The following is a 12,235-nucleotide window of genomic DNA, read 5'->3' on the forward strand; positions in this document are numbered from 1 at the left end:
GGGGGATTTTTTCACGTGTCGAAACCGAAAATTGTTTTCTTTGATATTGATGATACATTGTATGACTATGATAAAAAGATTCCGGAATCGACTGTAGAGGCCGTGCACCGGCTGCAAAAGGACGGGGTGATTACTGCGATCGCAACCGGCAGGGCGCCGTTTATGTTCCAGGACCTCAGAGCACAGCTGGATATCCATACGTTTATCAGTATTAACGGCTCCTATGTCGTTCATCAAGATGAAGCGGTGTATACGAATCCACTTCAGGATTCAGCGCTGCATGCTCTTGTCGAAAAGGCTGACGAGCTTGGCTGGTCCATGACTCTAGTCAATGAGAAAACGATGAAAATGGCCGGCCCTGTTGATGAGAAAGCAAAGAAAGGGATTGCAAGCTTGAAATTGCCTATTGCATTTCCAGAGCAAGATGCTCATTTTGCTGAGGATCATCCCGTCTATCAAGGATTGCTTTTTTATTCAGAGGCAGATAATTCGCGTTTTCTAAAAGAAACCCCGTTTAATGCGTTCCGTTATGTTCGCTGGCATGAGTATGGCGTGGATGTTATCCCGGGCAGCGGCTCTAAAGCGGCTGGAATAAAACAGCTGTTGAATCGTTTGAATCTTACCCCCGAAGATGCTTGCGCATTCGGGGACGGGAATAATGATGTTGAGATGCTTGCTTATGTAGGCACCGGCATTGCTATGGGGAATGCTGTAGATGCTGCAAAAAAATCAGCAAAGCGAGTGACTACGCCGGTCGATCAAGACGGCATTTATTATGGATTAAAAGAAATAGGGTTGCTGTAATCAAATGCAAAAAAGACCGCTGGACGGTCTCTTTTTTTTCCAAACAAAGAAATTATCTGATTTTGCTTTGTGGTATTGCGTTAAGCGGCATTAAAGTCATCGCATCCTGTGAAAGGACGTCCTGTGCCGACGTGCAGATCGCGAAGGTTGCGGATTAATAGATGTTTTTTTCCTCCACATGATCCGGAATTTTAAACGGATCTTTCTTATTGATTCGGTCGTAAAACAGTATGCCATCCAAATGGTCGATCTCATGCTGAATGGCAATGGCAGGGTAACCCTTAAGACGAAGCGTCAATGGTTTGCCCTCTGGATCAAAGGCGCTCACTTTAACCCGCGCATGACGTGGTACAAAGCCGGGGACTTCGCGGTCAACGGAAAGACAGCCTTCGCCACCATCGAGATAGGTGTTTTCAATCGAATGGCTGATGATTTTGGGATTGAAAAGCATGTACTCATAGTGCTTGCCATTTTCATCATCCAAATACAGGGCGATCATCCGCTTGCTAAGCGCAATTTGCGGTGCTGCAAGGCCAATGCCGGCGCGCAGGCTGTATTTTTTTGCAATCGTTTCATCCTGACTGTTCTTTAGAAATTGAAGCATCTCTTTTAACGTGTTTTTTTCGTCTTCTGTAGCAGGAAGCGGGACTTCCTTTGCGACTTGTCTGAGAATCGGGTTGCCTTCCCGAATGATATCATCCATTGTAATCATTTATGAGCACTCCTTTAAACGTTCACGAACACTGGGCTCGCTGAACAAACTTTCTAATGCTTAGTTTATCATTAAAAGACGCAGATGTTTACTTTACTGATCAAAAGTCAACAACCTTGCATTGCGACATCCCCACAAATTCGTTCCAATTGACTTGGACGAATCATGTAGTATAAACTGAGTTTAGAAAAAAGTGATCAACGCTCTCGCGTGTCGTTTTGTTCGTACATGAGTACAGAAGCTTGGTTGGACAGGGGAGCTGTTGAGAAGGCGTTACGTTTTGAGTGGTTTCTTTTTTAATGAAAGCGGTTAAGTGATGAATGTCTCATTAGTAAGTTTGAAAAGAACCACGCATACTGAGGGAAGAGGTGATGGACTTGCCTGTAAACGATTCTGGAAGAATTGAAGACTTTTTTCCAACGTTACGGATTCTTGATACTCAGGGGCATGTGATCAATGAACAAGCAAGGCCTGAGATTAGCAATGATGAATTAAAGGAATTAATGCGGCGTATGGTCTATACGAGGGTTTGGGATCAGCGCGCGCTTAAACTCAATAGACAAGGAAGGCTCGGCTTTTATGCACCAGTCGCCGGACAAGAGGCATCAATGCTGGCAAGCGCGTTTTTGATGGACCAGGAAGACTGGCTGCTGCCGTCTTATCGGGACATACCACAGCTTGTTTGGCACGGGCTGCCGCTTTACAAAGCTTTTCTCTATTCAAGAGGTCATTTTGAAGGCGGGCAATATCCCGAAGAATTAAAAGCGGTTATGCCGCAAATTATCATTGCGGCACAATGTACGCAAGCTGCAGGTATCGCACTGGGCTTGAAAAAACGCGGGAAAAAACAAGTTGCTTTTTGCTATTTTGGTGATGGGGCAACTTCACAGGGCGACTTCTATGAAGGCATGAACTTCGCCGGCGCGTATCGAGCGCCAGCAATCTTCATTTGTCAAAATAATCGTTTTGCCATTTCGGTACCAGTTGAAAAACAAACGGCAGCCGCCTCGTTGGCACAGAAAGCAGTTGCTGCAGGAATTCGAGGAATTCAAGTCGATGGCATGGATCCGCTGGCTGTTTATGCCGCGACCAAAAAGGCCCGCGAGCATGCCATCGCCGGAGACGGACCGACGTTGATTGAAACGCTAACGTACCGTTACGGCCCGCATACCATGGCGGGTGATGACCCAACTCGATATCGGACGGACGAACTTACAGGGGAATGGGAAAAGAGAGATCCGTTAATTCGTTTCCGCTTTTACCTTGAACGGCTCGGACTTTGGTCACAGGAAGATGAAGAGCAGACGGCTGAGCAAGCGAGAACGGATGTTGACAAAGCGTTGAAGCAAGCAGATCGGGTTTCGAAACAAAACGTGACCGATTTGCTCGGCTTTATGTTTGAAAAACCTACTCAGAATATCCAAGAACAGCTGGATGCCTACAGCGCAAGGGAAGGGGATCAGCGATGACACAAATGACGATGATCCAGGCGATCACTGATGCCATGAGAACGGAATTGCGCAGAGACGATAATGTGCTTGTATTTGGCGAAGATGTTGCAAAAAACGGCGGTGTATTTCGGGCAACCGAGGGACTCTATGATGAATTTGGCGAGGATCGCGTATTTGATACGCCGCTTGCTGAATCGGGAATTGCCGGTTTGGCGCTTGGTCTTGCGCTCCAGCAGTACAGACCGATTATGGAAATTCAATTTTTCGGATTTGTTTTTGAAGCGATGGACGGTATTGCATCTCAATTGGCACGGCTTAGATATCGATCCGGCGGGCACTACCATGCGCCTGTAACGATTCGTTCCCCGTTTGGCGGTGGGGTAAAAACCCCTGAACTCCATGCAGATAATTTGGAAGGACTCTTTGCCCAATGTCCGGGACTAAAAGTTGTCATTCCATCAAATCCCTATGATGCGAAGGGGTTGCTGATTGCCGCAATTCGCGATAACGATCCGGTTCTCTTTCTTGAGCATATGAAACTGTACCGCTCTTTTCGAGAGGAAGTGCCTGAGGAAGCCTATACGATTGAGTTAGGCAAGGCGAAAATTGTTCGAGAGGGCAGCGGTCTTACATTGATTACGTATGGTGCGATGGTGCGCACTGCATTGAAAGCAGCGGAACAATTGCAAAAAGAGGGCATTGATTGTGAAATAATCGATCTTAGGACAATAAGCCCGCTCGACACGGAGACGATCGTCAAGTCGATCCAAAAAACGAATCGTGCGGTTGTGGTTCAGGAAGCGCAGAAGCAAGCAGGTATTGCAGCACAAGTTATTGCTGAAATCAATGATTGTGCGTTGCTGCATCTTGAGGCTCCGGTCGGCAGGGTGAGCGCACCGGACTCTGTTTTTCCGTTTGCCTCTGCTGAGGATGTATGGCTGCCGAACGAAAAAGATATTATTGAACAAGCGAAAGCAACCGTCAACTTTTAAAGAGAAGGTAACAGGAAAACCAGATCGGTGAAAGGAGTGAACCCCCGTTGGCGTATTTTTTTAAACTGCCTGACATTGGTGAAGGAATCCATGAAGGCGAAATTTTAAAATGGTTTGTGAAACCCGGCGATATCGTGCGTGAAGATGATACGCTCGCTGAGGTTCAAAATGATAAAGCAGTTGTTGAAATCCCTTCTCCTGTTAACGGAAAAGTGCTGGAACTCAATGCAGAAGAAGGTCAAGTGGTTGAAGTGGGCACCGTTGTGATCACCCTTCAATCGGATGATGATCATGCATCGCAAGCGACAGTAACCCAGGAAGAAGATGTTCAAGGTGCCCAGGTGAGCCAAAAGGATTCTGAACAACCGGCTTCTAAGCCTGATCCTCAAAATGAGGCGATAGCAGATGGAAATCAAGCCGTGGAAAATCGTCAATCGGTGATCGCAATGCCATCCGTTCGAAAATATGCAAGAGATCGCGGGACCAATCTGCAACAAATAACCGGAACAGGACGCAATGGCCGCATACTGAAAGCGGATATTGACCGCTTCATCAGTGAATCTGAGATAACTGAACCGTCTACTGAGTCGCAGCAGCCGCCAAAGGAAAGCGAGACGAAAGCAACAGCTGCCGAGTCAAACGAGACGGCGGTTTCCAAGGGACTTGAAACGCGTGAAAAATTGATGGGGATCCGCAGGGCGATCGCTCGGGCAACAGCGCATTCCGTACAGACCGCACCACATGTTACGTTGATGGATGAAGTGGATGCGACGCTGCTTGTTTCACATAGAAAACAATATAAGGAAGAGGCACAGGCGCTTGGCGTCAAATTGACTTATCTCTCCTATCTTGTAAAAGCACTTGTGTCTGCGCTCAAAGCATTTCCGATATTAAATGCATCGATTGATGAAGAAAGTCAGGAAATTATTTACAAACACTATTACAATATAGGTATCGCTACAAATACGGACGCCGGACTTGTTGTGCCCGTAGTAAAGCATGCTGAAGCGAAATCGATGTATGCTATTGCAAGTGAGATCCAAGAACTGGCAGAAAAAGCGCGTACCGGAAAACTGACTGCAGAAGAGATGAAGGGCGGGACCTGCAGCCTATCGAATATCGGCTCAGAAGGCGGCCAATGGTTTACACCGGTGATCAATCAGCCGGAATCCGCGATTCTTGGGGTCGGAAGAATTTCTGAAAAAGCCATCATACGCGATGGACAGATCGTTGCTGCACCAATGCTTGCTCTGTCTATGAGCTTTGATCACCGTCTAATTGACGGCGCAACTGCTCAGAGGGCAATGAACAAAATAAAAAGGCTGTTAGTTGATCCGCAACGACTTATTTTGGAGGGGTAGAGATGGTTGTAGGTGAATTTACGACTGAGGTGGATACGGTTGTCATAGGAGCTGGGCCTGGCGGTTACGTTGCAGCGATACGTGCTGCGCAGCTGGGACAGAAAGTCATTGTTATTGAGAAACAGCATGTCGGTGGGGTGTGTCTGAATGTCGGTTGCATCCCATCAAAAGCACTAATATCAGCAAGTCACCGCTTTGAGCAAATGAATCATTCGGAATCAATGGGCATCAGCGCGGAAAATGTTCATGTTGATTTTCACAAAGTCCAGGAATGGAAGGGACAGATCGTTGATCGGTTAACCAGCGGTGTCAAAGGGCTGTTTAAAGCGCATAATATTGAAAGCGTTGAAGGCGAAGCTTTGTTTGTTGATTCTGATGTCGTGCGCGTCAATCACGGCTATGAATCTTCACGGTATAAATTTAATCATTGTATCATTGCCACCGGATCATCACCAATTGAAATTCCCGGATTTAAGTGGAGCAGTCGTGTGTTGTCATCGACAGGTGCGCTTGCTCTAAAAGAGATTCCAAAAAAATTAGTCGTTATCGGCGGGGGATATATTGGGATCGAACTCAGCTCGGCTCTTGCTGGATTTGGGACTGAGGTTGTCATTCTTGAAGGCTCACCGTCTATTTTACCTGCTTTTGAAAAGCGGCTGATTGCACCGGTGAAAAAGAAACTTAAGGCAAAAGGCGTTTCTGTTTTTACCAAAGCTTTAGCAAAAGGTGTGGAAGAAACAGCAAACGGCGTTTCTGTTACTGCCGAAGTAAAGGGTAAGACTCAGACTTTTGACGCGGACTATGTCATGGTGACGGTTGGACGCCGTCCGAATACGAAAGATCTTGGCCTTGATTTGGCTGGTGTTGAACTTGGTGAACGCGGCTTGATCCATGTAGATAAACAAGGAAAAACCTCGAACGACAAGGTTTATGCGATCGGCGATATTGTTTCAGGAATGGCACTTGCCCATAAGGCTTCTTATGAAGGTAAGATTGCTGCTGAGGCAATTTCCGGAATCGCTTCAGAGGTCGACTACCGGGCGATGCCTGCCGTTGTCTTCTCTGATCCTGAAATCGCATCGGTTGGACTATCTGAAGAAGAAGCAGTAAAAGAAGGGTACGAAGTCAAAACGGGTCAATTTCCGTTCGCGGCAAATGGGCGCGCACTCTCACTTGGCGAGTCGGACGGATTCTTAAAAATTGTTTCACGTGCTTCGGATGGCTTGGTTCTTGGTGCGCAGATTGTTGGCGTAAGTGCAAGCGATATGATTGCTGAATTTGGTTTAGCCGTTGAATCAGGAATGACCGTTGAAGATCTTGCTCTCACCATTCATGCCCATCCGACTTTAGGCGAAATTGCGATGGAAGCAGCAGATGTAGTACTTGGCCATCCGATTCATATTGCAAAATAAAAGCAAGAAAAACCCTGAGCACAAGTGCTCAGGGTTTTTTCTATAAAGTGGATGCTTTTTAAATGGTGCTGTGCAAAGCAAGTTCATAGAGTGGAAGCAGTTTAACAATCTGTTCCTTTAAATAGGCGATCAGCTGCTCTTCGGACGCTGCAATTGCTTCCTGTTTCGGAATCACAACGCCGCAGAGTAGCTCCGCTTTTTTTACCTTGGTCAGACGGATTAATAACTGCTGCAGGTCGTTCGCAGTAAGCTCGCCCTGCAGCGTGTAATCAGCAGCTGTGTGATCGGAAGACCAAGCAAAGGAAGGCGGAAACGTTTGCATTAGGTTCGGCATATGCGAGAGCATCGCTTCACCCAGTTCCTTTTTGTAAGGGTAGTCGTCAATAAAAGCAAGCCAAAAAAAGAGATGATTCGGCCAAATACCGAATTGAAAGTGGGGATGCTTTTTGTAGCCCCGTTTATCCTGTGCAAGTGCGAGCCATGTACTTTCCGGTGGATGAACCGTTCGTCTAGCGTGGCGTGCGATATGGGCGCAGAAAGCTGGCTCGGCTCGTTCCTTTTCGTTCAGGAACGGGATGAGTTGATCCGCAATTCGATGGAACTGTGGTTGAATCTGTTGGCGAATGGCGCTCATCCGTTCGTCCAATCCAGGCAGCTGCATGCAATTGAAATCAAGCGTAGTAAAACCATCCTGAGGCATCGTTTTACACTCCTTTATGTAGAAAATCTTAAACTAGCATACCATAGCTTGACCGGATTATTTATATCTAGTGCTTCTGAAAAACAATCATTTTAATGGTAATACACATAAATTTTCGCATAAACTAAAGAAACAACAAATCCGTAATTTGATAAGATTCTGATTCATTTCGCGCTCCTGTGAACGGCAAAAAATGAAGGGAAGTGGCATTTGCCATGAAACAGCTTAACCAGACACTGAGCAGGAAGGATGCAGAAAAAAGAATTCCACAAGTACGGATCGCAATCGACAGCGAGCTTACTGTACTGCATCGAGCACTTGTCAATAAGGATGATAAAACAATTGTACGATGCAAACAAAAACTGGAACGGTTGCGTCGCGAAATGCTTTTGTTGGAGATTTGAGGGGCTGATCAGATCCATGGGTAAGGTTAAGAAAAATAAACGGTTTTTGAGAGGATATAATCACCGGCAGAAATCGGTGATTTTTCTTTTTGCAGCTAAATGATGTACTATTGAATGAGACGATGGTATGCCGGACGGAATCGATATCGATTTGTAATCTACAGGCAATGGAACACGTAGAATCAGGAGTTGACAGAAAAATGACGGAACATGACTGGGACGCGCTTGAGCGGCAAGTTATTCAATGGATCAAAGAGGCAGGTACACAGCTGCGTGCATCGCTGTTAACACCTTTGGAAGTCAGCGAGAAGAGTGCACATAATGATCTGGTAACAAATATGGATCGTCACATTGAAAAATTTCTTATTGAAAAGATCCGTGCGGCGTATCCTGGGGATCGAATTGTTTCTGAAGAGGGTTTCGGTGACGGAGTGGCTGATACAGATGGTGTGCTTTGGCTTCTTGATCCTATTGATGGGACGCTGAACTTTGTGATGCAGAAGCGCTTCTTTGCTGTTTCTATTGGCGTATATGAGGAAGGGGAGGGGCGTGCGGCTTTTATTTACGATGTGATGGCTGATGAACTCTTCCATTGTATAAGCGGCCAGGGTGCTTATCAGAATACGAAAAGGCTGGCGACACTGACATCGGTAACGATTGAAAACAGTTTGATTGATCTTAGCGCGACTTGGCTGAAGCCTAACCGGATGATCCACGAGGAAACCATGATGGAAATTGTTAAACGGTGCAGCGGGACTCGGGCTTATGGAGCGGCGTCTCTAGAACTCGCTTATGTAGCGGCCGGTTATTTGGATGCCTATTTTACAATGCGCCTTTCGCCTTGGGATTACGGTGCCGGCTTGATCCTGCTTCGAGAGGTCGGCGGCAGTTATTCTAGGGCAGATGGTCAGCCGCTTAATATTCTGAGCAAGACGTCAGTGCTTGCGGCTCGACCGGGACTCCATCACTTTATTGCAGAACATGTACGCAAACAGATTCAGAGTGGGAAGTTCATCTGTGAACCTGATGGAGGGCATAATCATTAATCATGCCCTCGGCTTCTCTGCTGGATCGCCTTCAGCATAAAACCGACCCACATAAACAAAATGACCGCAAATGCTGAGAGAAGAGTAAGCATTGGCTGGCCGAGGATCATTCCTGCAACGATTCCGCCCAAGCTTGCAGTGGTGCATAGGATGACTGAGAATAAACCGATACGAAACATTGAATCGCCTCCTAAGTTCATCATAAAGCGAAAGCGAAAAAAGCACAAAAGCTTTGCCGACGTGCCGAAACAAAATTTCAATAGACACAGAAAAAATTGACAATAGAACGCGACTTGTGAGAAAATGATTTGCATGTGTATGTTTCGGCTAATTTATGCGAAGCGATTGGAAAAGATGAGGAGAGTAAGGAATAAATGACAAAATTAAGGGAAGAATTGCGGAATATCGCGATTATTGCACACGTCGACCATGGTAAAACGACATTAGTGGATAAACTGTTGTTGCAATCCGGGACGTTCCGTAAAAATCAGCACATTAATGAACGGGCAATGGATTCAAATGCAATTGAACGGGAACGCGGCATTACCATTCTGGCGAAGAATACGAGTCTCTCTTACAAAGACCATACAATAAATATTGTAGATACACCGGGACACGCAGACTTTGGCGGCGAAGTGGAACGAATTATGAAAATGGTTGACGGCGTTCTGCTGCTTGTTGACGCTTATGAAGGCTGCATGCCGCAAACACGTTTTGTATTAAAGAAAGCGCTGGAAGAACATCTGAAACCAATCGTTGTTGTAAACAAAATCGATAAGCCAATGGCTCGTCCGGCAGAAGTCGTTGATGAAGTGATTGACTTGTTTATTGATCTGGGAGCTGATGAGGATCAGCTTGAATTCCCGGTTGTTTATACATCTGCGGTAAATGGCGTTGCAGGAACAGATCCTGAACATGTTGACCAAGATATGAGCGTAGTTCTGGATATGATTCTGAAGTATGCTCCGGCACCGGTTGACAATCGCGACGAAAGCCTACAGTTCCAAGTCACGATGCTCGATTATAATGACTATGTCGGCCGTATTGGTATTGGCCGAATTTATCGAGGCAAGATCAAGGTCGGAGAAGATGCTGTACTCGTTAAAAATGCCGGTGAAAGTGTTGAAAAGTTCCGCATCACCAAGCTTTTTGGCTATCACGCCCTGAAACGGACGGAGATTCAAGAAGCTTGCTCCGGTGATATTATCGCTATAACCGGTGTTTCCGATATTGATATTGGCGATACCATTAATGATGTGGATCACGTTGATCCGCTTGAACCGCTTCGCATTGACGAACCAACCTTGAAAATGACTTTTCTGCCTAATACGAGTCCTTTTGCAGGTCAGGAAGGGGACTACGTGACAAGCCGAAAAATTGAAGATCGGCTCATGGCGGAAATGGAACGCGACGTCAGCTTGAAAGTTGAGTCGGCATCGAACTCGCATGACTCCTGGATCGTTTCTGGACGTGGGGAACTTCACTTGTCGATCTTGATTGAAACAATGCGCCGAGAAGGCTACGAGCTATCTGTATCGAAGCCGAGCGTTATTACAAAGGAAGTTGACGGCAAGCTGTGCGAACCGTATGAATCCGTTCAAATTGATGTACCGGAGGAATATGTCGGTGCAGTCATTGAATCGATGGGGAAACGCAAAGCCGAATTGAAAGATATGCGTCAGGAACAGCCGGGGCAGACACGTCTGACGTTCATGATTCCTTCTCGCGGTTTGATTGGTTATAATCGTCAGTTTATGGCGGATACACGCGGTTACGGTATCTTGAACCATACCTTTGATCACTTTGCTCCGTTTATCAAAGAAGAAATCGGCGGGCGCCGAAATGGTGTGCTGGTTTCGATGGATCAAGGACAAACGACGGCGTATTCGCTTGCTGCACTTGAGGATCGCGGTGAGATGTTCGTCGGACCCGGTGTTAATGTTTATGAAGGCATGATCGTTGGCGAACATAACCGTGAAAATGATTTGACTGTGAATGTTACGAAAGCAAAACACGCGTCCAACGTACGTTCTTCGAACAAGGATCAAACCGTAACTTTGAAAGAGGCGCGTAAGTTGTCCCTTGAAGATTCACTTTCTTACTTGAATGATGATGAATACTGTGAAATTACACCTAAGAGTGTTCGGATGCGCAAGAAGATTTTGAACAAGGGCGAACGTGAACGTTTTGAACGCCGAGGAAGCAAGATTCCAAAGTATAACGGCTGATTAAATAAGATCAATAGTTTATCATGGATTTGATCTGTTTTCGAAAAACTGAACACAGCATGAAACGCTTTGCTCGGTGGTTGAAAATCCGATCGTTAATCGGATTTCAACCACCGAGTTTTTTTGCAAGTAAAGAAAGCCGATGATTTGGCCTTGCGGCTGTCGAAAAATCAGCGGAGCTTCCGTGAATATAAAACCCCCTTAAGCGGACTGATTAGTGTCCATCTTATAGGGGGAGCAGAACATGCATCGCTTTATTTTAAGAAAATTAGTTACGAACTTGATCTCAGTCATCGAATACGATGGGACCGTACACTTTTAAGAACGCCCAACCTTCTTTTTGCTACTGTGTGAAGGCAGGTGCAGTGTGAATTTGCCGGTGGCCCAGCGTGCTCGCGTTCGTTCACTGATTCTTTTATGGCAAGAATCGCAAAGATACGTGTGGATCGGTCTATTTTTTAGCCGTTTTGCGATCGCCGACTGATCATCCAGCTGGCAGATCTTTTCACATAATGCACACTTGACTTGCATGAAAAAAACCTCCTTAAGTTAAGTATAGCAGGTTTTGGAATGAAATCGAAGCAATGATCGCACGGACTACTGCAAACCCGCAGGTGGTCGTTTGTAGACTGTGATTAATCTTGCATTTTATCAGGACAGAGGTTAAGATAAACTTTAGGCAAGTAATTGAGACAAGGGGGAGCAGATATGTCAGTCGAGATTAAGATAGGCAAACGTGAAAAAGCCTATGAATTGCTGCAGGCCGACGCGCAGAAGATTCTGAAACTGATCGGGGTACAAATGGAAAACTTGACGATGCCCCAGTGCCCCCTGTACGAAGAAGTGCTGGACACACAAATGTTCGGTCTGTCCCGTGAAATTGATTTTGCGGTGCGTCTCGGTGTTGTCCGTGCAGATGAAGGAAAAGAACTTCTGAGTTCGCTTGAACGACAGGTGTCTGCCCTTCATGAGGCATCGACACATAAATAATAGCAAAGCGCTCAAACTCATACCCTAACTGAAGGTGAGGTTTGGGCTTTTTTATCACAGTTCACCAGGTATGAAAACCCTGTTGTTCGAAACCTGCTTCCGAGAACGATTGATCTTGGATGTAATGACAATGGA

General features: G+C 46.0%; 13 protein-coding genes. 9 read left to right on the top strand and 4 right to left on the bottom strand.

The annotated features are described in order from the left end of the window. The first annotated feature begins 15 nt into the window (after positions 1 to 15). On the top strand, positions 16 to 804 hold the full coding sequence (locus tag K7399_RS03470) for a Cof-type HAD-IIB family hydrolase (RefSeq protein ID WP_028977840.1): 789 nt from the start codon (positions 16 to 18) through the stop codon (positions 802 to 804). A gap of 154 nt (positions 805 to 958) precedes the next feature. On the opposite strand, the gene def is transcribed toward K7399_RS03470, so the two are convergent. Beyond that, positions 959 to 1,516, bottom strand: coding sequence for a peptide deformylase (def, locus tag K7399_RS03475; protein ID WP_028977841.1), 558 nt, complete (start codon positions 1,514 to 1,516; stop codon positions 959 to 961). Positions 1,517 to 1,887: 371 nt separating this feature from the next. Here def and pdhA point away from each other — a divergent pair, with 371 nt between their 5' ends. From pdhA to lpdA, 4 genes are read left to right on the top strand one after another with little or no spacing between them, the layout of a single operon-like run. After that, a complete protein-coding gene (pdhA, locus tag K7399_RS03480) occupies positions 1,888 to 2,985 on the top strand; it encodes a pyruvate dehydrogenase (acetyl-transferring) E1 component subunit alpha (protein WP_028977842.1) in 1,098 nt (365 codons plus the stop codon). Beyond that, a complete protein-coding gene (locus tag K7399_RS03485; RefSeq protein ID WP_028977843.1) occupies positions 2,982 to 3,959 on the top strand; it encodes an alpha-ketoacid dehydrogenase subunit beta in 978 nt (325 codons plus the stop codon). Before pdhA ends, K7399_RS03485 begins: the two co-directional genes overlap by 4 nt. 47 nt (positions 3,960 to 4,006) lie before the next feature. Next, positions 4,007 to 5,320: a dihydrolipoamide acetyltransferase family protein gene (locus K7399_RS03490; protein WP_028977844.1), complete on the top strand. Its 1,314-nt coding sequence runs from the start codon at positions 4,007 to 4,009 to the stop codon at positions 5,318 to 5,320. A gap of 2 nt (positions 5,321 to 5,322) precedes the next feature. Beyond that, positions 5,323 to 6,732 (top strand): dihydrolipoyl dehydrogenase, encoded by a 1,410-nt coding sequence (gene lpdA, locus K7399_RS03495; protein ID WP_028977845.1) that lies wholly within the window; start codon positions 5,323 to 5,325, stop codon positions 6,730 to 6,732. Between the two features lie 58 nt (positions 6,733 to 6,790). Here the strand turns inward: lpdA and K7399_RS03500 are convergent, their stop codons facing one another. Next, entirely contained in the window at positions 6,791 to 7,432 is a 642-nt protein-coding gene (locus tag K7399_RS03500; RefSeq protein ID WP_028977846.1) for a YktB family protein, read from the bottom strand. Between the two features lie 215 nt (positions 7,433 to 7,647). Here K7399_RS03500 and K7399_RS03505 point away from each other — a divergent pair, with 215 nt between their 5' ends. Continuing rightward, positions 7,648 to 7,836, top strand: coding sequence for a hypothetical protein (locus tag K7399_RS03505; protein ID WP_028977847.1), 189 nt, complete (start codon positions 7,648 to 7,650; stop codon positions 7,834 to 7,836). A gap of 200 nt (positions 7,837 to 8,036) precedes the next feature. Then, entirely contained in the window at positions 8,037 to 8,882 is an 846-nt protein-coding gene (locus tag K7399_RS03510; RefSeq protein WP_028977848.1) for an inositol monophosphatase family protein, read from the top strand. On the opposite strand, the gene K7399_RS03515 is transcribed toward K7399_RS03510, so the two are convergent. After that, a complete protein-coding gene (locus K7399_RS03515) occupies positions 8,879 to 9,061 on the bottom strand; it encodes a hypothetical protein (protein ID WP_037563890.1) in 183 nt (60 codons plus the stop codon). The genes K7399_RS03510 and K7399_RS03515 overlap by 4 nt on opposite strands. A 195-nt stretch (positions 9,062 to 9,256) precedes the next feature. Here K7399_RS03515 and typA point away from each other — a divergent pair, with 195 nt between their 5' ends. Beyond that, on the top strand, positions 9,257 to 11,110 hold the full coding sequence (gene typA / locus K7399_RS03520) for a translational GTPase TypA (RefSeq protein WP_028977849.1): 1,854 nt from the start codon (positions 9,257 to 9,259) through the stop codon (positions 11,108 to 11,110). 318 nt (positions 11,111 to 11,428) lie between these two features. On the opposite strand, the gene K7399_RS03525 is transcribed toward typA, so the two are convergent. Continuing rightward, positions 11,429 to 11,641: a YlaI family protein gene (locus tag K7399_RS03525; protein ID WP_028977850.1), complete on the bottom strand. Its 213-nt coding sequence runs from the start codon at positions 11,639 to 11,641 to the stop codon at positions 11,429 to 11,431. Between the two features lie 177 nt (positions 11,642 to 11,818). Here K7399_RS03525 and K7399_RS03530 point away from each other — a divergent pair, with 177 nt between their 5' ends. Next, the gene (locus K7399_RS03530) at positions 11,819 to 12,100 is read left to right on the top strand and encodes an Fpa/YlaN family protein (protein WP_010024900.1); all 282 of its coding nucleotides are present in this window, start codon (positions 11,819 to 11,821) and stop codon (positions 12,098 to 12,100) included. The last annotated feature ends 135 nt before the right edge of the window (positions 12,101 to 12,235 follow it).

It is taken from the genome of Sporolactobacillus terrae (assembly GCF_019930545.1).
GTDB lineage: Bacteria > Bacillota > Bacilli > Bacillales > Sporolactobacillaceae > Sporolactobacillus > Sporolactobacillus terrae.